Raw genomic sequence first — 22,700 nt, 5'->3', positions numbered from 1 at the left:
CCGTGACCCTGAAAGTCCTGCCACCCACTTCCCTCACGGAGGCCACATCGTAACCGGCACCCTCCACAGCGTGTTTTAAGGCTTCCCCGTCAGGCCCCGACGCAAGGGAGCGAACACTCACCTTATGTTTGGCAATGTTAGTCTCTATCTGGTCGATTCCGTCCAAGCGGCCAATCGTTTTGTTGATAATGCCGGCGCAGTGGTCTGACCCCATTCCCGGCACAATCAGCTCAAGGTCCCTTTGCCTTTGCGGTGCCTATGTTTTCGTACTGTTCATCAAGATCTCCCGTCATTGTTTCTGTTGCTTGGCCAGTCACTGAACGCAATGAAATAAAGTAATACGAGATTGACGATGGGAATCAGTATCAGGATGCCCATCCAGCCCGGATACCCGGTACGCTGGCAAATACGCCAGGCCGGAATCACAACTACAATGGCAATCACCAGCATCCACAGCCAGTGCCCTGCCCACATGGTGTTGCCAAACATATTACCTTCCATCATAGCACTGCCCTCCACGTCGAATGCCGGTTAATGGTGATCATGAGCATGAGATTCCTCATCTCCCGATTGCCGGGAATTCTCGGACTTTTTCAAAAAAATCTGCTCTGCCACTGCAATAACGATCATGGTGGCCACCGCAACACGGATGACAAACGGGTCCGTATTCAGCTTGACCCACACAAAGCCCCCAAGAACGAGCAAATCCAGCAAAATGGCCATGACTGGCACCCAGGCGCTGGCCTTCACGTCTTCGCGTAGATAGCGAAGTACACCCCAATGGATGGCAATATCCATGATCAGGTAGAACACGATCCCCAGTGCTGCAATTCGGGAGAGGTCGAAGAAGGCCGTAAGGATCAGCCCCAGGACCACGGTGTAGACCAGGGTGTGCTTCTGGATGCTGCCAGGCATGCCGAAATGCCGGTGGGGGACCAGCTTCATCTCCGTCAGCATGGCCAGCATGCGTGAGACCGCAAAAATGCTGGCCAGAATGCCTCCGGCAGTAGCCATCATGGCAATGGCAACGGTGAACCACACGGCGTACTCCCCCAGTGCCGGGCGGGCGGCGGCGGCAAGGGAGTAGTCCTGTGTCTCGATAATCTCGGCCAGGGACAAGTTGCTGGCAACAGCAAAACCAACCAACGTATAGATCACCACGCAGGCTGCAATGGAAATAATGATCGCCCGTCCTACGTTCCGCTTGGGGTCTATTACTTCGGAGCCGCTGTTGGTAATGGTGGTGAAGCCCTTGAAAGCTAGGGAGGGTCTGATTAACGCCTGATTTATCGCTGAATCGCTTTTCAACTCGAAAAAAAGCCATTCAAGCGCGATTTTGGCGTTATCACCCTCTGTTTTGTTCGATTTTTGCCTATTTCCCGCCGTTTTGGCGGAAAACAGGCGCACTGACCCTACGCCAGCAGGTATTTTTCACCCATCAGCAGGTTGCTGAACGCAGCCAGCAAGTGCAATCGGTTACTGTTTTTGGCCAAGCCGCGATAGCGAACTTTGCTATAGCCAAAGACCTGCTTGATGTACCGGAATGGGTGTTCCACTTTGGCCCGGGCGCTGGCTTTGAGCTTCTCGGCCTTTAGCTTTCGGTCGTCCAGTTTTTTACGAGAACCGGGGCGCTTGGCAATGAACCAGGATACATTTTGGCGATCTTTATGCTCATCCCGCTTTTGAATGCCAAGATAACCGGCATCACCGAACACGCGCAGCTCGTCACCGTGAAGAAGGTTGCCGGCGGACACGATGTCGTGGACATTGGCAGCGGTGGTATCGATGCTGTGGATCAAGCCGAGCGTATCGTCCACGCCGATATGCATCTTCATGCCAAAGTACCACTGGTTGCCTTTTCTGGTTTGTCGCATCTCAGGGTCGCGCTGGCCGCTTTCATTCTTCGTGGAGCTTGGTGCAGAAATGATGGAAGCATCCACAATGCTGCCTTCACGCAGCATCAAACCATTTTTCTCCAGGTGCTTGTTCACCTCTTTGAACAACACCTTGCCAAGGCCATGGCGCTCCAGGAAATGACGAAACTTGAGAATGGTGGTTTCGTCCGGCAATCGGTCCAGCTTCAGGCCGGCGAACTGGCGCATGGATTCGATCTCATACAATGCGTCTTCCATGGCAGGATCACTGAGGTTATAGAACAATTGCATGCAGTGGACTCGCAGCATGGTCGGCAGCGGATACGGTGGCCGGCCAGTCTGGCCCTTGGGGTAATATAGGGCTACCTTCTTCTCCAACTGCTTCCACGGAATCAGCTTGTCCATCCGTTCCAGAAAAATCTCGCGGCGGGTTTTACGCTTCTTGGTCTGGTACTCGGCTTCGGAGAAGGTGATCTGATCCATGGTGGCAACGAATCCTGTGCAGTTAACGATGACCGTATTATCGCTGATTTTGAGACTTATTCAGAGTCTCCCTAGAATTCCGAGCGCGGTTGCTCCAAGGAAGTTGCCCACAGTTCCGGCCTCTCCGGGATTCGAGAAGTCAACCGATATGGAGTCGGCGACCCATACCCCCACCAACCCGAAAATCAGTATGCCGCCGATTTTCAGGACGCCGATAAAGGAAGCCACACCCTGAATCATCCGGTTACCCAGCAGATTTATGAGAAACGCTGCCAGGATCAGTGACACCCCGAGAATGGGCACCATTCGCCCGCTTTCGTCGCCACCGAAGAGCTGCATGGTGTAGGAGCCGAACGTGCGGGCCAGAAAACTCTGGGCGATCACCATGGAAAAGTACATCAGCAAGGCGTTAAATGCGGTCGGCAGCCGGTTTCCGTAGGCCTTGTGTAAGTACATGCCGATACCGCCCGCAGACGGGTACGCATCGGAAATTTTGATGTAGGAATAAGCACTGAAGCTGACGATCACGGCGGCCGCCAGAAACGCCAGGGGGAACAGAACGCCCGTCATCTGTGCCATCTGTCCGGTCAACGCAAAAATACCAGCGCCTATCATGACGCCGGTACCCAGCATGACGGTTCCTGGCAGGGTGAGACTGCCTTCCTGATAGCGAGTGGTTCTGTCTTGCTCCCTGCTCATTCAACCTCCGGTTATTGTCGTTTCTATTTACGCTTCATAGGTGGGATTTTGGAACAGCAAAACGGATCATGTTTTGCGTTGGCCCGAACATTGTCGTCTGTAAACCGACACCACGCCAGTTTCCGCTGGGTCCACCACCCGGCCTGCAACCCGCCTCCGTGGGTTTTGATCAGTTCCATTAACTCGTCAAGAGACCAATGGGTTCCATCGTAGACGACATGCAGCTGGTTGTTCGGTTTGCGCTCGGCAAAATCAACACAGGGATGATGGTTGAGTTCATGGATGAAATCGCCCCACTGACTCTCGCCAAATCACTCACCATTTTGGCACGTAGATGCCGGTGAGGTGAGGAGGAGTCCATCCCATTGATTCAGGTTACTGATGAAAATGAATAATCACGGTAATCCTGATGCCTATGCGCCGTATCCTCTTGGCCGTGTAGCGACAAACGTCAGGCACTCACCCAACCGATCTCATTGTACCCGGCGTCGAAAGACCCAAAGGGAGAAAATAAACAGCGTGACACCGATTACCAGCAAGGCGAGAGCCTCATCCCAGAGAACCGCCAGGCCGGCGCCTTTGAGGAAAATACCGACGATGATATCCATGTAATAACGCAGTGGACTCAGCAGGGAGAGGCTTTGCAGGAAAGGCGGCATGGCTTCTACCGGCGTCAAACTGCCCGACAGGAACATCAGCGGGAAAAGTCCGAAAAAGGAGAGCAGCAACGCCTGCTGAAGGGTCCGGCTGTAGGCGGCAATCAGTACGCCCAGCGCAATCGCACTGAGCAAAAAGATGGCGGTCAGCACCAGAAATAAAAGCAGACTGCCCTGAAGGGGCACATCAAAGACTCTGACAATCACCAAACTCGGAAAGATGGACAGTACGCCCATGATCAGCGTGGGTGTGACCTTGGCCAGGAACAGTTCCAGGGTGGAAATGGGCGTCACCAGCAGCTGCTCGATAGTGCCTCGCTCCTTTTCCCGGACAATAGAGGCGGCCGGGTGAATAACGCCCACCATCATACCGGCCAGAGCAATCATCGATAACACGATAAAACCCGATGTTGTCAGATCGGGGTTATACCAGATACGGATCAGGGGTACCGCGACCCCCTTCTTCCCGGCAGCAGGGAGCGCTTCGCGCTCCTGGCGCTGGACGATCTGCAGAGCATCATTGACGGCATTGGCGGCAATGTTGGAATTGGTGCCGTCCTGGAGCAACTGGAGCTGAGCACTCTTGCCAGCGAGAAGAGCACCTTCGAACCCGGCGGGAACGACCAACACCATGGTGGCATCGCCTTTCTCCAGGAGGTCAGTGGCGGTTGCCACACGGGTTTCCTGAAATTTCAGGTCGAAGGTTTCGCTCACCGCAAATTTCTGGATCAACGAGCGACTCAAGGCGCTGCGATCCTCGTCCACCACCGCCAGGGGCAGGTGGCTTACATCAAAACTGAGCGCAACGGCACAAATGACGACTTCAATGGTGTAAAGCCAAAGTATCAGGGTCAGTATCAACCGGTCACGAAAGAACTGCACGAGCTCCTTGCGCAACAAACCAAATAAGGCAATTCCCATCAGGCCACCTTCTGCTTCATTCGCCAGGCCGCGAAGACAAATACCAGGACCGTATAGACGATCAACATCATCAGATTTGGCAGAACGGCTTCAAGGCCGGCTGATTTCAGTACGATGCCCCGGGAGATTTCCATAAAATAACCGGCAGGGAAAAGCCAGCTATACAGTTGCAGGGCAAGAGGCATGGTGAACAGAGGGAACAGAAAACCGGAAAACAAAAACGACGGCATCAAGGTGACAATCAGCGTTATCAACATGGCCGCCAACTGGGTACGGACCAGGGATGAGACCAACAGGCCGATACCCACCGTGGTCAGCACATAAACGAAAGCGGACGTCAGCAGCAGTATCGGGCTGCCGGCAATGGGGACCTGAAACCAGGCAAACCCCACCACCATGACCATAAGAATCTCCAGGAAAGCCACCAGACCGTAGGGCACCAGCTTGCCGACAACAAACTCGGTTGAGGTGACCGGCGATGCATAGATCTGCTCAATCGTACCGGTCTCTTTCTCACGCACGATCGCCAGGGCGGTCAGCAGGGGTGGGAACGCCATCAGGATCACGGCAAATAACCCGGGGATGACGAAATTGACGCTGCGCAGGGAGGGATTGAACCAGACCCTGGCCTGGACCCGGACGGCGCTCTGACGCGGGGCGGGGAAATTTGCGATTACCGCCTCGGCATAGGCCGATGCCAATCGACCCAGAACAGGATAGCCGCCGTCCACGATCACCTGGACAGGCGCCTCGTCGCCTCTGAGCAGTTGCCGGGCCAAGCCGGCTGGAATCACCACGCCCATGCTGATGGTCGAGCTTTGCAGTGCCGACTCCAGATCGCGGAGATCGGTCGTTTTCTGCTCTAATTGAAAATACCGCGAGCTGTCGAAACGGGCTGACAGGTCGCGGCTTGCCGGCGTGTTGTCCAGATCGTAAATGCCCACGGCAACCTGTTCCACATCCAGATTGACCGCATAGCCGAACAGAAAAAGCATGATCAGCGGCATGATCACGGCCAACGCAATGGTAACCGGGTCGCGAATCAGCTCGCGACTTTCCTTGACGATGAGGGCTCCAAGCCGATGAGCCTTCATGGTCCCAACGCCCGGGAATTGGCCGTTCCCGCCTGTTCTATGGCCGCCGTGAAGAGCATCTCCACCGTGGCGTCGGCTTCGAGGCCGAGCGAATGATTCAGCGATGATCGGCTACCGTGTGCAAGCAGCCGCCCGTCCAGCATTAACGCCAAACGATCACAATAGGCCGCTTCCTCCAGGTAGTGGGTAGTGACCAGCACGGTCATACCGCTGGCGGCCAGCTCACGGATAACCCGCCAGAAACGGTACCGGGCGACGGGATCGACACCCGAGGTGGGCTCATCAAGGAACAAGACCCGGGGCCGGTGAAGCAGGCTGCAGGCCAGCGCCAGACGCTGGCGCAAGGCACTTGAAAGATCACCGGTGAGCTTGTCGGGAATATCTGTCAGCCCCGTTACTTCCCTGGCCCAGTCGATCGCAGCCCGCGCCGCGCCTCCGGCCAGGCCGTAGGCATTGGCAAAGAAGCGGAGATTCTCCCAGGGGGTCAGTTCCAGATAGAGTGAAAACCGTTGTGACATATAACCAATTTGCCGGCGCAATGCGGTGCTACCCCCGCCGGAGCTCACCCCGGCCACCCGGGCGTTGCCCTCATCGATGGCCACCAGCCCGCACAAGGCCCTGATCAGGGTTGTCTTGCCCGCCCCGTTGGGCCCCAGCAACGCAAGCAGTTCGCCAGATGGCGCCTCGAAACTCACCCGGTCAACGGCCTTGAAATGTCCGAAGCGGACGCTCAGGCCGGTGGCCACCAGCCCTTCCTCTTTTCCCCTGTCTTGCCGGGCCAATTCCGGAAACTGCTGCTCGCCGGCCCTCCTGTCCGTCCGCAGCACAAACAGATCCTCGAGCCGGGGCTCGGCCGCCGCCAGGTGGGTTCCCTCGGGCAATAACTCGGCGAGCTGGTTTTCAGCGATGTCCGCGTTCATCACCAGTCGCAGGTGATCCGGCAACCACTGCACTGAATGGACGCTGTCAATTTGAGCCAGGATGCCGGACAACTCCCGCAAGCCTCGTCCGGTATCTCCAGCATTTACAGTGAACACCCTTCCGGCGGCGGGCCTCAGCAGCTCTTCCAGCGACCCATCCGCAAGAACGCGGCCCTGTTCCAGCAGCAGTATCCTGTCGCAGCGCTCCGCCTCGTCCATGTAGGAGGTAGCCACAACCATGGTCAGGCCCTGCGACCGGAAGCGGTCGAGCATGGTCCAGAGATGGCGCCGGGACAGGGGGTCGACGCCGAGCCCCGGTTCGTCAAGGATCAGCAGCTCCGGTTCATGGACCAGATTGGTACATAGCGACAACTTTTTCCGCATGCCACCGGACAGTTTGGCGGCGGGCCTGTCAGTAAAGCGGCCAAGCCCCGACATGGATAGCAACCTTTCTGAACGCTCCCGATAGAGTTCGTCGGGCACATCCCGGATGCGAGCGGCAAAGCTCAGGTTTTCCTTGACGCTGAGTCGATCGTAAAGCGTAAATCCCTGGGACATATAGCCAATCCGGGCAGCAACCTGCTTGGCCTCACGACGGGTATCGAAGCCCAGGACCCGGCATTCCCCCACAGTGGGGTCCAGGATGCCAGCCAACATCTGTAACAGCGTCGTCTTGCCAGCGCCATCAGCACCGACAATGCCCACTCGTTGGCCGCGATCAACGGAAACATCCAGTGGCTCGATGACAACATTGTCTCCGAATTGGCGGCCAAGGCCTTTGGCGACGATGGGTTCCGGGGAAGACATGACGGCTCAGCGCGCCGGAACCGAGAGGGTCGCTGGCCACTCGGCGTCCGGATCCCAGCGAATCCAGGCATCTGCCGGCATACCCGGTTTCAGAGCATCGGCCGGATTATCCAGCACCAGGGTAACGCCATAGACCATCCGAACTCTCTCGTCGGGCATGTGGACATCGCGGGGGGTGAACTGGGCGAAATCGTCAATCCTGCCGACTTTGGCGGAAAAGTCCCCGGGCAAACCGTCCACGCGGATTCTGGCGGGATCCCCCAAGCTGATCCGGTTGAGGATATCACCGGGGACATAGACCTTGAGTTCGAGCTGCTGCAGATTCACCATCGTGGCCAGCGGCTGGCCGGTATCGACAACCTCTCCCGTCTCCACCGCCCGGATCAGGATGGTTCCGGAGAGCGGCGCGGCAACCTCCGCTTTGTCCAGTTGCGATTCAGCCAGTGCCACCTGCGCCGCCCTTGCAGCCACCTGTTCTTCGGCGGCATCCTTCTGCCGCTGGAGAGACTCAAGTCGGCCCCGGGCCTCACTGACGGCATTTTCCGCCTGATCCAGATCACTCGAGCTGGCCAGATTGCGGGACCGCAAGTCCCGGATCCGCTGCCGTTGTTTCTCGGCATTCTTGAGATGATGACGCCAGGTGGTGATTTGGCTGTCGAAGCCGTCACGGACTTCCCGCGCCGAGGCCAGCTCGGCCTGTGCCGAGCGCAGGCGGTCTCTGGCATCGGCGGGGTCGATCACGGCTACCGTGTCGCCAGCCGAAACCTTGCTGCCTTCCGCGAGATGGTGCTCGATGACCCGACCGGCCACTTCGGCCGCGATCCACACTTCCCGCCCCTCGATATGGCCATTGCCATAGACGATTCCCTGCGGCAAGGGCTCTTCCCCAAACAGAACAAAAACCCCATAAGAACCGCCGGCGAGCACCAACACCGCTATCAGAGACCAGAGCCAGGATTGGGATTTCACCAAACACTCCTTATGACATTACTGTTCAGGTTGGAGCCGGGATCAGGGCCACTGCCTCTCACTCCAGCCAATGAGATCGCCCACTCTAGCACTCGGCAGCCGCCGCGAGCAAGGTCGTTGCCGGATCTTAAGCGGCTCATTCAGGTCGCCCTCGAAGATGGCCGTCAGGGCATCGTCAAAGACGCAAAATGGATTGGTAGCTTGCCACCTCCACCTCAAACCGGGTGTTCTGACGCAAGTGATCCTTCATGGCCTCCAGCGCATCAGGGTCTCCATGAATCAAGTTGATCGGCGTTTCGGGGGCTAAGTCACTTTGAGCCAGCCACTGTTCGATCTCTGTGAAATCTCCATGTCCGGAAAGCCCACTCAACACTTCCAATCTGGCTTTGACAGGAAACCAGTCACCGTGGATCTTGATCCTTTCCGCTCCGCCAATCATCTTGGCCCCTCGTGTTCCCCCGGCCTGATAGCCGGCGAAAATAACAGTTGTGCGGTGCTGGCCCAGGAGGCGCTTGAAATGATGAAGTATGCGTCCACCTGTTGCCATGCCACTGCCGGCAATAATTACGTGGGGGTATGCCTGGCCAGCCAGCGCCTTGGAGTCCTGAACACTGCGACTGTAATGAACGGTGCTACACATTTCGTGGCACTCGGAACTGCTCAATCGGTGCTGATCCTCGTAGCGGCAGTAAATCTCGGAAACATCGATTGCCATGGGACTATCGAGGTAAATTGGAAGCACTGGAATTCGCCCCGCCTTCATCAGGGTAGTGAACATATGCTGTAAAACCTGCGCCCTGCCCACAGCAAAGGCCGGAATCAATATATTGCCCCCTTTGTCGACGGTTTCATTAACGATGTCTGCCAACTGCGACAACGGGTCCGCATCGTCGTGGCGACGATTGCCATACGTTGACTCCAGCATCAGCATGTCCAGAGCTGGCAGAGGCGCAGGTGGCCTCATGAAAATATCGTTGAGGCGCCCAACATCGCCGGAAAAACCGATGCGTTTACCTTCCGTCTCAATAATGATGCAGGCAGCACCGAGAATGTGCCCAACCGGCCGAAGATGGAAGCGTATATCACCGAGCTGGACTTCTTCGTAAAAGTCTACCGGCTGAAACAACTCCATACAGGCGTCCGCATCATCCTGGTCATACAGAGGCTCCGGAGTTTCATGTTTACTCAGTTTATGGCGGCCGAGGTAATGCGCCTCCTCTTCCTGGAGATGGCCGCTATCAGCCAGCAGTATTTCACTCAAATCACGGGTAGCGTGGTGGGTATAAACCGCCCCTCGAAACCCCTGCTTGTACAACACAGGTATATAGCCCGAGTGATCCAGGTGGGCGTGGGTCAGAAGCACTGCGTCCAGTGATTCTATATCCAGCGGCAATGGCTGCCGGTTGCGCTTTCTCAGCCACTTGTAACCCTGGAACAAACCACAATCAACCAGAACCCGCGTCTCCCCCGCTTCAATCAGGAACTTGGATCCGGTAACCGTCTCTGCGCCACCAAGGAATGTAATATTCATCGACTCTTACTCCTGTCCTGATTGAGAAAATGCCTGATCGGTGGCGCCAGCAACTCACTGACATCAATACCGTTGGTACTGTGTGGAATGGTGTTGGTGGTCACCAGAGACTGTAAACCCGCAGCCAAAAGATACTGATCCGAAGCCTCGGCAAAGATGCCGTGCACCGCAGCACAGAGAATAGCCTCCATACCCTGCTCCTCGAGGCTGTCAAGCAGGCGGACCAATGTCGGATTCTCGATGGTCATCAAATGGGCTAACTCCCGCTGGGTCAATCCTCCACCACCACGCTGCAGGCAGACCATGGTGAACCATCGAGCCTGGGTAACCCCAAGGTCTTTCAAGCGCTCATCCAGTAAACTTGCGCCAGCGCCTTGCCACCCGAGCACTGGTGAAAGGAAACTGATCTCGAGGGATTTGTGGGTCCATATCGCTGTCCTGCTATTGCTGACTCAGTAACAGTAAATCGTAAGCTAATCATTGAGGCCAACATAAGTCACACATTGATCTGGGATCAGGCTTGCGCCAGATCAATATGCAACATCACGCGGATTCCGAGGCCAGCTAAGGAACTTCTCCTTCCAGTGAGACAGGTAACTCCTCACTTTTTCAGAGACAGGAGGCCTTCAGCGTATTGTCGCCCTGGTAGACACCCTTGCACCGTGACCGGCAACCGGCTTAAAAAAGCTGGCGCCGAGCGCTCCACAACGCTGTAGCATCTTCACTCGAAACCAGCCCGGTCTTCGGCACGACGTCTTCCAGGCAATCCGCATCCGCTAAGGTCAGTCCCCAGTCGGGTAGAGTATGCGGGGTCGACAACAAGGCCAAGTTCCGCTTATCGGCCAGAATGGCATGTACTCGGGAGGTTGGGTGACCAAAAAATCAGTAGTTCAATAGGTTGAGAGTGTTTTTGCGCTATTTTTCGCGTTTGTCTGCCAGCCCTCTATTATGTCCCTCGTGAACAGCCACAGGAGGACCTGAATTTGATGTATCTGATCGACCGGCAGCATCTGGAAACACCGTATTATGGTTCTCGCAAGATGCGTGTTTACTTGCAGCGTAAGGGCCATCAGATCAATCGCAAGCGAGTGCAACGGCTGATGCGCATCATGGGCATTCAGGCCGTGTATCCGCGGCCCAGAACCAGCATTCCGGGTGACGGGCACAAGATCTATCCGTACCTGCTCAAAGGGCTGATGATCGACCGCCCCAATCAGGTGTGGGCGGCTGATATCAGTTATAGTGTGCCCGGAGTTCAGGGCGAGCACGGAAGCTCAAATTGAACCACGAGTCTATCTGGAATATTGAACCATTACCTCATGAAGAGGGTAACGAAACAATCCCACCTACTTGAGGGTGGTGAGGCCTGAGCGGCAGTGACCTGCGGTATGCCCGCAGGGTGATGTAAACCCGCTGACAAGCGGATTGAGGCGAGCGTCACTAAGCCAAGATGATCCTCAAGGCTGCAGTGTTTGAAAGGCTGAAGAACATGAACCCATTCATCCGCCTCTGTGGGTTGAAATGTCACACGGCTTACGTGACCTGATAAGCCGTACAGGAAGGTGAGGCAGGTCTGAAATGTAAGCGCTGCGAACGAAGGAAGCCTGGACATTAGTAGCTGAGCGGCCTTTGGTACAGCAGTATCCATCACAGAACGGACTGCTGGCTTCCTGTCAACTTGCGGCAAGCAAGGGTAAAGAGTGCGATGGGCAGCCCTCCTCAGCATGCTGGAGTCCAGATAGGGGTGAACCGGGGAAGGTCAATATTGGATGCCAAAGGGGCATGACCCCGATGCCAATTGACTGGCGGAGCTCCCGTAGTAGTCCGCGATGGGGAAAGCCCATTACATGGCGCGAAGGGAGCAGTTTAAACGTGTTTGGCCAAGCAAACTACCTGACCAAACAAGGTGAAGACCTTTTGATAAATCAGGCGAAAATGCAACGCAAGCTAGCGACTTGGACAACAGCCGACCCCGCTCGCCGGGTGGACCGGCTGTTGCGCCTGATAGCACAGCCTGACTGGCTTACAGAAGCAGCTCGGATCACCTATCTTCCAAAGGGGCAAAACACGCCCGGGATAGACGGGGAGACCAGCTGGACTGTTCAGGCCAGGACTGCCGACCATTCTGAAGGCAAATCAGGCACGATTTACTCTCTGATGCTTATCAGCCGTTACCGGCTCGAAGGGTGTATATCCCGAAGGCCAACGGCAAGCAACGGCCACTGGGCATCCCCACCTTGCGCGACCGCATCGTTCAACGGGCTATGTTAATGGCGATGGAGCCCATGTGGGAAAGCGACTTCCATACGCTCTCCTACGGGTTCCGACCGGAGCGAAGCGTTCACCATGCAATCCGCACAGTAAAACTACAACTGACGGACAATGGTGAAACGCGTGGACGCTGGGTCATTGAAGGGGATCTGTCCAGCTACTTTGACACCGTGCATCACCGGCTGCTGATGAAAGCTGTACGCCGCAGAATCAGGGACCGACGCTTCCTGAACCTTCTTTGGCGATTGATCAAAGCCGGTCACATTGATGCAGGCCTATTCCGGGCGGCAAGCGAAGGCGTGCCCCAAGGTGGCGTTATCTCACCACTGCTATCGAATATCATGTTGCATGAATTCGATCAGCACCTGAACCAGCGCTACCTTGGCAAGAAAGCCCGGAAAGATCGATGGTACTGGAACCACAGTATCCAGATCGGTCGAAGCTCAGCCATCCGAGAGAACCGACAATGGAAGCCAGCTGTCGCATACTGCCGCTACGCCGATGACTTTGTGGTTATCGTCAAGAGGCACCAAAGCCCAGGCAGAGGGCGATTAGAGAAGAATGCCGGGAGATGCTGGAAGGAACTCTTAAGCTGAAAACTTAACATGGATAAAACCAAGATTACCCATGTGAACGACGGCTTCGTGTTCCTGGGGCATCGCATCATCGCAAGCGAAGCCGTTTATGGCGATATGCGGGTGGTGGCGACGATCCCCCGGGATAAGGCACGTAACTTTGCAGCATCTTAACCGCTAAGCTGTCAGGGCAATTATAGTGAAAGCAAAATCGACATGTCGAATCCATCAACCGAAAGCTGAAAGGCTGGGCGGCGTTTCTATCAGTTCGTCGATTACAAAGCGAAAGTCTTCAGCTACATCGATGGGTGTCGTGTTCTGGAAACTGGCCCATTGGCTGGGCCGCAAAATATCGCTCCCGGCTCAAACGCTGATGCGTCACTGGTTCAAAAGTCCCGGCTTCAGGTCAAAGTAAGACTTGGGGTGCTGCTATGGCAAAACCAATCAGGGGCTATTCAGTGGAGCTATCCTATACCGACTCGGTCGGTCACGGGAAAAAGCGATTCCGTTGGCGTCTTCCAGATGTAATCCCTACCTGAGGGACAGAGTCCAGAAAACACGTGGACCTCTCGCTTTCCCGAAGTTGCTATGGCCTTCGCCAGCGTTTAGGCGGAGAGCCGGATGCGCTGAAAGGTGCACGTCCGGTTCGGAGAGGAGAGGCAGGGAAATAGTCCGACTACGCCCTGCCTCTTACTCTACTTCCGCTGGCTCGGGGCTTTCATTGTACCTGGGTCGCCATCATCGACTGGTACAGCCGCAAGGTGCTGGCCTGGCGGGTTTCCAATACCATGGACACAGACTTCTGCATTGATGCCCTGGAAGAGCCCTACAGCGCCATGGGAGCGCCGGAAATCTTCAATACTGATCAGGGTGCCCAGTTCACCAGCGAGGCCTTCACAATGTCTCAACGAGAGCATGGCATTACCGGATTAGCATGGACGGCAAAGGCTGCTACCATGACAACATTTTCGTGGAACGGCTCTGGCGCAGCGTCAAACATGAGTGCGTCTACCTCACTGCATTCGAGGATGGACAGCACCTGAAACAGGCGCTCCACCGGTACTTCCGGCATTACAACCAGACCCGGTACCACCAAAACCTTGATTATCAAACACCAGATGAGGTGTACTATGGGCAAACCATAGCCTTGGCAGCCTGAGCCAGGGAAACAACAGGATCATAGCTTAGGAACACCATCAGGTTGTCCAACTGATTGGGTCCACCTCAACACCAAGCGTGGATCATGGGCATGGTGACCGATGCTTGAAGACGCTTAACGCCGTTGTTCAAAGGCCTTTTTAGTTAGGAGCCGAAGCGTAGAAAAGATCGTCCGGTGGAGGTCCTTCGGGGCTGTAACGAAATGGAATGGACGGTTATACAAATTCGAGTCAGTAGAACCAACTCTGGAGTAACTGTACTACCAACTCGATGTTGTCTGGATCCAAGAATCTGGATAATCCGGACCTCATGACCCCAATGAACGAGTCAATGCTATCGATGACATATGACCAGTCTGGAAACTGGTTTCTAAGCCAATCCAAGACACTATCGGCAACATCGTCATCGAGCACTTCACGAGATGCATCAATGTACTCAGCAACCCCTTCGACAGTCACGGTTACCGGATCGCCATCGACAGTGACGGGTTCACCGTCAACCGTTACGTATTGGGTTTCTTTCACTAGTAAGTGTCTCCTATTAGCAGTGCATAACGCTTGCCGCATGTGAGCCCACGCAATGAAGCCGAAGGCGCAATTTAGTGGGAATCGACGTGCCTACACTGGTTATTTTTTGGGTGCCTGGGCCGAGCCGAAACCCGGCCCAGGACTTCTAGAGGTACCCAGCTAATTTCGCTACTAGTGACAGCAAACCCGTCAGAGCCACTATCACGCTCGCTACGTTAATAGATACCACTACTTTCAGATCGATTTTCATCGGCAAGAGCCTCGAATCTCGACCTGGGCGCCCAGGTATTAACCCTGGCACTTATATAGCGCCTTGCCAGGCGCTTGCTCATCGCCTACCGCGAATCGGCTCTGAACGACAGCTTCAAGCTGCTTTGGTAGCTAGCGTAGGGTTTGCGCTTTTTACGAGACTCGACCTCGATCAAACACCAACGCCTCCACAACTTTCCACCTTCAGCGGCTTGCTAGGCCGCAACCGGGGGCCAGCTAGCCCCCTCACAGGAGGTTCCAGTTAGTCAGGGCCTGCCCGACTCCTTCCCCTCCAGTGTTCGATAAATACAACACCAGTATCGCACACTTGGCATGAAGCCGAGGACGTGATGTAAAGGACGTCCGCATGCCTTCACTGGCCGGCTTTAACCACGCTTAGCTCGGAAATTCATATCAGTAACCAATGGCACAAGCCTTGAACCGGCCAGATCTATCTTAAATGCAGTGCTCAGTAAGGCTATTGCTCTTGCAAATCTTGCTCGGATCTCCTGAATACTTCTAAACAGTTTCATGTTCCTTTTGGGATCTGAATCATCGATTTCATATAAGAGCATGAGTTCCTCGCTCAGTTTGAGTACCAAGTTGAGAAACACTATGTCAACCAAATCATCTCCAATTCGAAGCCTAGCTGCTTCTGTTTCATGTTTAATGTTTTCAAGACTTTTAATAACAGCCGGCAGAACCTCTTGCTCAAAAGGAGCTGTTAGGACCTTTTTGCCAGCCAAAAACTTGATGTACTTTTCTACTTCAACTCTGCTCGCTCGACTACGCGAAAGGAGCATCTTCAGTGTAACTCCAGAGATGCTGGCAGCGGCGGCAAGACCTGTAACAATTTCTGCGATCACCTCTCAGCCCTCATTAAATAAAACGCTTGCAGAATGCTCGGCCACGGAAGGCAAAATGTAGAGAGCGCCCCCGTGCATGAACTCGTCATGTTCGTCTATCACGGCGCTCCGCACCTTGCACCATCTGCGCAAATTCGTTTTGCACAAATTCTTCGTTTACTCCGTACTCGTACCAAGGGGCAAATATAAACTTGTTAAAATCTCATCCGCCTTCTTAAATGCCGAGAGTATGGACTTAAACTCATTATTTGCTCTTGAAATCCTCACTTCATTTTTCCGTCATTTAAAGACAAGCGAGTCAACGCTGGAAGCAAAAATCCAAAATTTCATCGAATCCCGCCTCTTCACGTTCCAAACTAATTTCTAATTCATTTAACTCTTCAACGGTAGGTAATTGGGTAGTGACTGAAACCGCAACCGAGAACTCAGCATTGTAAGGTCTACCAATTCTAGAGAGCTGATTACTAATTTGTTTCAGAATACTATCCCTAAGCAGCAGCTGATTTCGGCGAAATCGGATCAATCTATGACAAGTATAGAAATCTGAGCGATTCACTGAGTCATAGTTCCTACCGTTCCACCCAGTACTTCGAGTTGCACGGCACAAGACGCGCTCTTGAATATCCTTCCAAATGCGAAAATCGAAATTGCTGGTAGGGTTCGGGTTTTCGAGTTTTGCTTTTGGCAAGAATTGGGTTTCTGCAAATTGGTGTTTATCGAGAATCGCCAGAATTCTGTTTTGAGTGTTTAAAGCTTCTTTGATTGAGGATGGCAACTCGAAGCGCACCAACTTCGCAGCATCCAAAAGCCGGATCTCTCTCGGGTGCTCTTTAGAATCAAGATCCCAACTTTGTTCCAGGCGTTTCGGTACCCACTGAAAATGTTTGCCTAGTAGACGAAAAATACCGCGGGAATCGAAAGAGGCGAGGCGAACCCCTTCACTCTCAGGATTACCGTGCAAATAATAGTAAGCTTTTCCGTGCCACACCAACGACAAAGCTATTTGTTCTGTAAGTTCTCCGATCGACTCATCAATGGAATTCGACGCGTATCTGGTCTCTGCGCTTAACAACAGCGTTTGAGCCAATTTGTCGTCATTTGACTGGACCATAAATCTATTACGGCTTCGATGGTTCATTACACTGAAGATATTCGCAAAATCCTCATCAAACATTCGGCGGTTGAACCCAGGCTCTCGCTTTTGACGCTTCAGAAAAAGGCTATCAACCAACCCAATCTGGTTGTTCTGGAAAATTTGCCTGTGTATTGGTTCAGCTTTGAAGATTCTTAGACTATTCATCTCCGTCTCCTTTCAACCGTCGAGCTAGGGACGTAATGCGATGATCGATCTTAAAATCCGCTACATCGAGCTTTGGAAGGAGTTCTGTTGCAAAGAACAAATGAGATGCATCAGAGAGTGAGCTGAGAAATTCTCTTACAAGTACGTTAGCGTGCTGTTTGCCTTCAGAAAACATCATTTGATCGCCGTAACCATCCTCTCTCGCTTGATGTTCAAAGGCCATTTTCCAGTTCATTCGGATTAAACCACGAGGAGACGCACTCATGCTAATGCCGGACAGATCTGAAAGAAGCAGCATCCGTTTGAGATACTCCTGCTTGCTCGTCGCCTTCTCTACTAGGGTATGAAATTTCTGGAGGACACCCTCTGATAATTTTTCATTACCGAAATATGCGCCGTAAAGAATTGCGAATCCAAGAACTGAGGCCAAGTCGTTAATCACTGAAGAAATTAGGTGCAATCGGAATTCATCATTTACTTTCAAAGATGGGTCCGGGAACTTCGAATCTGCAGCAAGAATCGCCAGAGAAAAGAACATAGGGAAAACTCTATCCAGCTTATGTTCATCATTTTGCTCAATGGCATTTATGCATGCTTCGGCAAGCTCGAAGTAGGTTTGTCCAAAATGGTCTGGTAAATCATCATCTTGCTCAGCGTCGAAAATATGGCCCACTATTTCCGGATTGCCCAGTGAGCTGATGGCGTCATCTCTGGCCTTGCTCAGCTGCTCGATCATCTCCGAAATATCGATCTCGGGTAGCCTGTAATGCTCCTCAGAGTAATGCTGGTACTCCTTATATCGCTCAACCATGTTGGCTAGTTCACCAAGCCAGAAAGAAGCCAATTTCCAATGGGTGTGTAGGCTCGACAGGACAACTTGCGTCGCAGCTTTTGACATTCTCAACTTCGTCATCGCTTCCACAAACTCCGGGAGCTCATGCTCGAAATAGTGGCTTATCGATGGGAGGATTTTTGAGTAATGACGCAGTAGTTTTTGAATTGCTAACTGTTGAAGGTACCGAGGCTTCGATAAACGTCGACCTTCGACCTCTATTTCGAATTCAATTCGTTTTACGATCGGTGATAGTTCAACTTGAAGAAAAGCTGGCAGATTTCGAAGCGATTTCCGACTCCAATCGTTTGCGTCAAAGTATTTTTGAAGCTCGTTCTCAAAAGTCAGCATTCTTCGAAGGGTTTCCAAGCATAGGTTGCTACCATAGGTAGCCCATGTATCTGCTAAGCCAATCTTCGCCTTCGAGGATTCCTCATCATCAGGCGTTTCGTTGATTGAATCAAAAGCTCTTACAAGAATTTGCTTGAACTCTGTTAGCTCACGCATGCCATCTTCAAACTGAAGCTGTTCTGAATATGATGATGCACGAATGGAGAAGCGACCAATTAGTTTCAGTGCAAGAGCCAGATCACCTGCACCAAGTGCCTGCTCAAAATGGCCGACCAATTTTGAAGAAATTTCTTTTTCAAGCCATTCGTAATCTGGCCTTTCCTCAACCATCAATTGCTGGCTTCGGGTATTCATTGCCGAAGAGGTCGCTATGTCGCCTGCCAAGAACCATTGCTTGTGTACGACACGCCGTGGAAACCAATAGCTGTTTTGGTCAATTGTGTGTTTTCGCCGAACGTAATGTTGAAGCAAAAACGTATAGTCATCGGTAAGAGCAGGTAAGCTATATTTTAAACCCGTTCGATCAGATTTAAGATGACTATCTATATAAGATAACTGTTCAATTGCCCTTCTCGCTGCCTTTGAGTGATGATTAGCCAGAGAACTCGAATTTCGCGGATTCGCTGCATATTTTATATTTCTTACAAGACTAGGAAGTACTTCGCTGCTAACAAGTTGGTTGAGATCAAAGAAGTTAAAAAGCCTTTGGCCTAATGGAAATAATGCTAACGCACTCAATAACATTAGAATTGTTCCGACAGTATAGACAAGTATTCCTGGATTGAACCCAAACGAAGGTAAAGCCGTTGCTAGTAAACAGAAAACTGCTGATAGCACTAAAACCTTGGAATACACGCTGCCGACCTGCTCAGTGGTGAGCATTTGGATTATGTCTCGGCGAAGCCGGGTATAACCGGAGCTTAGTATGATTCCGACTGTAGCGAAGTAGATTGAGAATATTGCGGTGAGAAGTTGCCCGTAAAGTCTGAGTTGTTCGATATTGAACTCGCGGTCGTCCGAACTCAGCGACGGCAAGTGTTAGTGGCCAATTAAAATGACCCACTACTGGCCATTAATTTTGACCCACCCCCGGGTGGCCGTCAGGCCACAGAACCAGCTACTGTCCCCCGCTTTTATCCATGGCCGGGGGCATGTCAGTGAAGGAGTGGGTTGTGATACACAAGATCAAGGCACTGCACGATAACGGCAAAGGGCTGTCGATCCGCGCCATCAGTCAGGAACTGGGGTTGTCCCGCAATACCGTTCGCAAGTACCTGCGGATGGAGGTGGATGCGATTTCAGAACGGTTTGCAGACCCCTCGCGGAGCAAGCGACTCGATGATCACCGGGATTATCTGGTGCATTTGCTCCAGCAGTTTCCCAAGCTCAGCGCCGTCAAGATTGCCCGCAAGCTGCAAGAGAGGGTTGGCGAGTTGTCGGCCTCGGATCGCACCATCCGACGCTATGTGCGGGTGCTTAAGGAGGAAGTGGCCTCGGCCCAGATGCGCTACTACGAACCCATTCTGGACGATGTGCCGGGTGTTCAGTGTCAGGTGGATCCGGGTGAGTTGCGCGGCGTGCTGATCGGTGGCGAAGAGCGGATTCTCCACTTCGTGGTGTTCGTGCTGTCCTTCTCACGGCTGATGTACGTGGGTCTGGCCTTCCGCCCGCTGGATACCCAGACGTTTATCCAGCTCCATGACGAAGCCCTGCGTTACTTCGGTGGCCTGCCAGAGGAGTGCGTCTACGATCAGACCAAGCTGGTGGTGATCAACGAGCAGTACCGGGAACTGACGCTAAACCAACGGTTCCATGAGTATGCCACCACGGCCGGGTTCCGGATCCATGCCTGCGAAGGCTATGACCCGGAGAGCAAGGGCAAGGTGGAAGCTGGCGTGAAGTACGTCAAGCAGGATTGCCTCTACGGTGAAGTCTTCCGGGACCAGGAGCACGTGCGCCAGCACGTGCAGGACTGGCTTGAGAGCGTAGCCAATGTCCGCATCCACGGCACCACCGGAGAACCACCCCGGGAACGCTTCGAACGGGATGAGCGAGAACACCTGGAGGCTTACCTGTCACCAGCTTGCGTGCAATCTGTGGCCCACGAGACACGTCGAGCCGACAAGACCGGCCTGATCGCCTGGAAGGCCAACAAGTACTCTGTGCCCATGGCCTGGCAGCAGGCCCGGGTGGGCGTTCTGGAGTCCGGCGGCCAACTCCACATCAGCGACCTGAACACAGGGGAAGTCATTGCCAGCCATGCTCTGTGTGCCGATAAAGGCAAGGTAATCAAGAACACCCACCACTACCGGGATCATGCCCAGCGGGTGGCCACCCTTGAGGGTAAGATCAACGACCTGATCGGCAGTGACATCGGGCCACGGTTGTGCCAACAGCTCAAGCGTTCCGAGCCCAAGATCTACAAGGACCAGCTGGTGGCTGCCCGTGACCTGCTCAAGCGCCATGCGCCCGTGGATCCGGCATTAATTACGACGCTGGCAGAGCGTCCCGGCATGACCGCGACACGGCTGCAAAGTTATCTGGAAGCAGCCCAGGCCGCCGTTCTCCGGGAGCGACAGCCGGAACCGCTATCGGAACCAAAAGAAACACTGGATCTGAGCGCTTACCGCCATATTGGCCGCTCCAGTGGCCAGGGGGTGACCCATGAGCCAGCTTGAACAGACCGTGGCCCGTTACCGCAGCCTGCGCCTGAGCGCGGCCGCCGACGAACTGACCAACCTGCTGGCCGAGGCTGAAGCCAACGAGATGTCCTATCTCAGCTTCGCGGACCGGCTTGCCGAGCACGAACTGACCCAGCGCCAGGACAAACGCATCCGCCGGAACCGGAAAATGGCTGCGTTCCCAGCGGAGAAGCGCCTGGAGGGCTTCGACTACCGGCACCAGACCACCATTACCAAACGCCAGGTCAATGCCTTGCTGGACTTCCAGTTCATCGACGAGCGAAACAACCTGGTGTTCATCGGTCCGCCCGGTGTAGGCAAGACCCACCTGGCCATCGGCATTGGCCACAAAGCTGTGGAGGCCGGCTACCGGGTGCTGTTCCGCAACGCTCTCGATCTGGTGGAAGAACTAGAGCTGGCCGAGATGAAGGGTGAGCTGAAAAAGCGGGTCAGCCAAACTGGCCAAGTACGACCTGCTGGTCCATCGATGAACTGGGTTACCTGCCCATGACGCGGCAGGCCCGGTACAACCTGTTCCAGCTGATCAACAGCCTGTACGAATACCGGTCCATCATCCTCACCACCAACAAGGACTTCACCAGTTGGGGCGAGTTCTTCCACGACGACAACGTGGCGGTGCCGATCATTGATCGGGTCATCCACCATTCACACATCTTTATGCTGGGAGGAGAAAGCTATCGGCTGAAGCAGAAAACGACAGGCTAGACTATGAAAGGTGGGTCAATTTTATTGGCCAAAGGTGGGTCAAAATAAATGGCCATTGACAGCAAGAAAGTAGACCTTTCGGCAACGAAGCTCTCAACATAATTGAGAATAGCTAGAAATACAAAAACCCAAAACAGGCTCTTAACACCTATCCAAAAGAAGGAGCCAAGAATGAGGCCGTTTGTTTCTGCCTTGGTAAGTAGAGCGGTCTTTGCGTAAGCGGTGCGCTCAAAGAAAAAAGAAATTTTTTGGAGCCACGCCCGCAGGCTCCAAAACCAGGTCTTAGACGCAATCGAAATCTTTAGTTGTTCAATCAAAAACACGACCCACTTTCCAAATTATATTTAAACGCATGCCTTTCCTTGGTCGGATGGGAGGCGGCTCAATCCAAAATTCGTGCTATTAGGGCCCTCTAATCAGGTGCACGAACGTGACTTTCGAGTTACATGCTAATGGAAATCCACGCCTTCGAGAAAATGCGCTCCGTCGAACGTTAGCACATTCGTGTACACCTCTGTGGATTCGACGCTCCGATGCCCGAGCAGTTGGCTCACAAACTTCAGCGGCCGGCCGTGTAAGAGCAGGTGCACTGCAAAGCTGTGCCGAAAGGTGTGGCACCCGATTTTGAACGGCGGCTCTCCCCCAACCTGCTCTATTAAGCGATCGATGTTGGCGCTGACCGCCTGGCGCGTGATCGGAAAGATCCGCTCGTCCTTCCGAAACTTCCCCATCCACAGGTAGCTCTGAATCCGGGTCTGGAAGTCCCGGTCGAGGATCGGGATGAAGCGTTTGGGCGAGCGTTGCAGGCTGCGTTTGCTCGGCCGCCCTGCCCCTTGCTTCAGCGTCTTGAGGACGACCCCGAAGTCGTAGCCGTCATCAATGAAACTCGCCGGCGTGATCGCCAGCACCTCGGAGACCCGCGCGCCGGTGCACCACATCAGATCCAGGATCAGCCGGTGCATGGGGTGGGTCTCGGCCTCCAGCAGCGTCAGTACCTCGGGCTTGAGCAGGTACTTGGGCATGGTGTCGAGGGTCTCCAGCAGCAACGGTCGCTTGTCGATGAGCCGGTCCCAATCGATGGTCACTTCCTGTATCGGGAACGACACCAGCGGGCGCTCCTGAAAGCCGAGCGAACGCGTATTTCGAGACGGGCGCGGAAATGACCGCGCACTGGTGATGGATTTTGACATTTCCCCCCCCGGGGTTCTGT

General features: G+C 53.9%; 17 protein-coding genes and 7 pseudogenes. 6 read left to right on the top strand and 18 right to left on the bottom strand.

Features of this window, described 5'->3' with window-relative positions; all coding sequences use genetic code 11:
• Positions 1-100 precede the first annotated feature (100 nt).
• The 12 genes and pseudogenes from D0851_RS20755 to D0851_RS20910 form a co-directional block, all read right to left on the bottom strand.
• Positions 101-214, bottom strand: a pseudogene (locus D0851_RS20755) (cation transporter); the annotation flags it as partial.
• Between the two features lie 62 nt (positions 215-276).
• Positions 277-504, bottom strand: coding sequence for a hypothetical protein (locus D0851_RS01755; RefSeq protein WP_068812734.1), 228 nt, complete (start codon positions 502-504; stop codon positions 277-279).
• A gap of 27 nt (positions 505-531) precedes the next feature.
• Positions 532-1,308, bottom strand: a complete 777-nt coding sequence (locus D0851_RS01750; protein ID WP_227539403.1) for an APC family permease — start codon at positions 1,306-1,308, stop codon at positions 532-534.
• Positions 1,309-1,412: 104 nt separating this feature from the next.
• The gene (locus D0851_RS01745; RefSeq protein ID WP_117617081.1) at positions 1,413-2,357 is read right to left on the bottom strand and encodes an IS5 family transposase; all 945 of its coding nucleotides are present in this window, start codon (positions 2,355-2,357) and stop codon (positions 1,413-1,415) included.
• A 72-nt stretch (positions 2,358-2,429) separates the two neighbouring features.
• Positions 2,430-3,056 (bottom strand): annotated as a pseudogene (locus D0851_RS01740) (APC family permease); the annotation flags it as partial.
• A 23-nt stretch (positions 3,057-3,079) separates the two neighbouring features.
• Positions 3,080-3,364, bottom strand: a pseudogene (locus tag D0851_RS20995) (hypothetical protein); the annotation flags it as partial.
• Positions 3,365-3,529: 165 nt separating this feature from the next.
• Positions 3,530-4,633, bottom strand: coding sequence for an ABC transporter permease (locus tag D0851_RS01730; RefSeq protein WP_008172526.1), 1,104 nt, complete (start codon positions 4,631-4,633; stop codon positions 3,530-3,532).
• On the bottom strand, positions 4,633-5,727 hold the full coding sequence (locus D0851_RS01725) for an ABC transporter permease (protein WP_008172528.1): 1,095 nt from the start codon (positions 5,725-5,727) through the stop codon (positions 4,633-4,635). Before D0851_RS01725 ends, D0851_RS01730 begins: the two co-directional genes overlap by 1 nt.
• On the bottom strand, positions 5,724-7,454 hold the full coding sequence (locus D0851_RS01720; RefSeq protein ID WP_008172530.1) for an ATP-binding cassette domain-containing protein: 1,731 nt from the start codon (positions 7,452-7,454) through the stop codon (positions 5,724-5,726). Before D0851_RS01720 ends, D0851_RS01725 begins: the two co-directional genes overlap by 4 nt.
• Positions 7,455-7,460: 6 nt before the next feature.
• The gene (locus D0851_RS01715) at positions 7,461-8,423 is read right to left on the bottom strand and encodes an HlyD family secretion protein (protein ID WP_162893663.1); all 963 of its coding nucleotides are present in this window, start codon (positions 8,421-8,423) and stop codon (positions 7,461-7,463) included.
• Positions 8,424-8,598: 175 nt separating this feature from the next.
• On the bottom strand, positions 8,599-9,954 hold the full coding sequence (locus tag D0851_RS01710) for an MBL fold metallo-hydrolase (protein ID WP_117617079.1): 1,356 nt from the start codon (positions 9,952-9,954) through the stop codon (positions 8,599-8,601).
• Positions 9,955-10,142: 188 nt separating this feature from the next.
• Positions 10,143-10,383: pseudogene (locus D0851_RS20910) on the bottom strand (MarR family transcriptional regulator); the annotation flags it as partial.
• A gap of 545 nt (positions 10,384-10,928) precedes the next feature.
• Here D0851_RS20910 and D0851_RS01695 point away from each other — a divergent pair.
• The 3 pseudogenes from D0851_RS01695 to D0851_RS20395 form a co-directional block, all read left to right on the top strand.
• Positions 10,929-11,195, top strand: a pseudogene (locus tag D0851_RS01695) (IS3 family transposase); the annotation flags it as partial.
• A gap of 694 nt (positions 11,196-11,889) precedes the next feature.
• A pseudogene (ltrA, locus tag D0851_RS01690) lies at positions 11,890-13,409 on the top strand (group II intron reverse transcriptase/maturase).
• A 68-nt stretch (positions 13,410-13,477) separates the two neighbouring features.
• Positions 13,478-13,935: pseudogene (locus D0851_RS20395) on the top strand (DDE-type integrase/transposase/recombinase); the annotation flags it as partial.
• 253 nt (positions 13,936-14,188) lie between these two features.
• Here D0851_RS20395 and D0851_RS01675 read toward each other — a convergent pair.
• The 4 genes from D0851_RS01675 to D0851_RS01660 form a co-directional block, all read right to left on the bottom strand.
• Positions 14,189-14,482: a hypothetical protein gene (locus D0851_RS01675; protein WP_117617075.1), complete on the bottom strand. Its 294-nt coding sequence runs from the start codon at positions 14,480-14,482 to the stop codon at positions 14,189-14,191.
• A gap of 638 nt (positions 14,483-15,120) precedes the next feature.
• Positions 15,121-15,600: a hypothetical protein gene (locus D0851_RS01670; protein ID WP_117617074.1), complete on the bottom strand. Its 480-nt coding sequence runs from the start codon at positions 15,598-15,600 to the stop codon at positions 15,121-15,123.
• Between the two features lie 298 nt (positions 15,601-15,898).
• Positions 15,899-16,900 (bottom strand): hypothetical protein, encoded by a 1,002-nt coding sequence (locus tag D0851_RS01665; RefSeq protein ID WP_117617073.1) that lies wholly within the window; start codon positions 16,898-16,900, stop codon positions 15,899-15,901.
• Complete coding sequence (locus D0851_RS01660; RefSeq protein ID WP_162893661.1) at positions 16,893-18,965, bottom strand: hypothetical protein; 2,073 nt, start codon at positions 18,963-18,965, stop codon at positions 16,893-16,895. The genes D0851_RS01665 and D0851_RS01660 overlap by 8 nt, the downstream gene beginning before the upstream one ends.
• Positions 18,966-19,255: 290 nt before the next feature.
• On the opposite strand from D0851_RS01660, the gene istA reads away from it, so the two are divergent.
• Genes istA through D0851_RS20905 form a run of 3 tightly spaced genes read left to right on the top strand, consistent with a single transcriptional unit; the run spans position 19,256 to position 21,490 of the window.
• Positions 19,256-20,761 carry an IS21 family transposase gene (istA, locus tag D0851_RS01655; protein WP_162893660.1) on the top strand — a complete coding sequence of 502 codons (1,506 nt, stop codon included), beginning with the start codon at positions 19,256-19,258 and terminating at the stop codon, positions 20,759-20,761.
• Entirely contained in the window at positions 20,748-21,275 is a 528-nt protein-coding gene (locus D0851_RS01650) for an ATP-binding protein (RefSeq protein WP_319922343.1), read from the top strand. Before istA ends, D0851_RS01650 begins: the two co-directional genes overlap by 14 nt.
• Positions 21,272-21,490 (top strand): ATP-binding protein, encoded by a 219-nt coding sequence (locus D0851_RS20905; protein ID WP_319922342.1) that lies wholly within the window; start codon positions 21,272-21,274, stop codon positions 21,488-21,490. The genes D0851_RS01650 and D0851_RS20905 overlap by 4 nt, the downstream gene beginning before the upstream one ends.
• On the opposite strand, the gene D0851_RS01645 is transcribed toward D0851_RS20905, so the two are convergent.
• Entirely contained in the window at positions 21,487-21,813 is a 327-nt protein-coding gene (locus D0851_RS01645; RefSeq protein WP_117617070.1) for a hypothetical protein, read from the bottom strand. The two genes, D0851_RS20905 and D0851_RS01645, sit on opposite strands and share 4 nt — an antisense overlap.
• 126 nt (positions 21,814-21,939) lie before the next feature.
• Positions 21,940-22,680 carry a tyrosine-type recombinase/integrase gene (locus D0851_RS01640; protein WP_117617069.1) on the bottom strand — a complete coding sequence of 247 codons (741 nt, stop codon included), beginning with the start codon at positions 22,678-22,680 and terminating at the stop codon, positions 21,940-21,942.
• Between the last annotated feature and the right edge of the window lie 20 nt (positions 22,681-22,700).

The organism is Marinobacter sp. Arc7-DN-1 (assembly GCF_003441595.1).
GTDB classification, from domain to species: domain Bacteria; phylum Pseudomonadota; class Gammaproteobacteria; order Pseudomonadales; family Oleiphilaceae; genus Marinobacter; species Marinobacter metalliresistant.
The sequence above is the reverse complement of the archived record's forward strand: the minus strand, read 5'-3'. Positions and strand labels throughout refer to the sequence as shown.

Bases quoted from the DNA above. Each gene is read 5' to 3' on its own strand.
- D0851_RS01660 (WP_162893661.1), bottom strand. From the start codon at position 18,965: ATGCTCACCACTGAGCAGGTCGGCAGCGTGTATTCCAAGGTTTTAGTG.
- D0851_RS01665 (WP_117617073.1), bottom strand. From the start codon at position 16,900: ATGAATAGTCTAAGAATCTTCAAAGCTGAACCAATACACAGGCAAATT.
- D0851_RS01725 (WP_008172528.1), bottom strand. From the start codon at position 5,727: ATGAAGGCTCATCGGCTTGGAGCCCTCATCGTCAAGGAAAGTCGCGAG.
- D0851_RS01720 (WP_008172530.1), bottom strand. From the start codon at position 7,454: ATGTCTTCCCCGGAACCCATCGTCGCCAAAGGCCTTGGCCGCCAATTC.
- D0851_RS01755 (WP_068812734.1), bottom strand. From the start codon at position 504: ATGATGGAAGGTAATATGTTTGGCAACACCATGTGGGCAGGGCACTGG.
- D0851_RS01710 (WP_117617079.1), bottom strand. From the start codon at position 9,954: ATGAATATTACATTCCTTGGTGGCGCAGAGACGGTTACCGGATCCAAG.
- D0851_RS01730 (WP_008172526.1), bottom strand. From the start codon at position 4,633: ATGGGAATTGCCTTATTTGGTTTGTTGCGCAAGGAGCTCGTGCAGTTC.
- D0851_RS01640 (WP_117617069.1), bottom strand. From the start codon at position 22,680: ATGTCAAAATCCATCACCAGTGCGCGGTCATTTCCGCGCCCGTCTCGA.
- D0851_RS20905 (WP_319922342.1), top strand. From the start codon at position 21,272: ATGACGCGGCAGGCCCGGTACAACCTGTTCCAGCTGATCAACAGCCTG.
- D0851_RS01745 (WP_117617081.1), bottom strand. From the start codon at position 2,357: ATGGATCAGATCACCTTCTCCGAAGCCGAGTACCAGACCAAGAAGCGT.
- D0851_RS01650 (WP_319922343.1), top strand. From the start codon at position 20,748: ATGAGCCAGCTTGAACAGACCGTGGCCCGTTACCGCAGCCTGCGCCTG.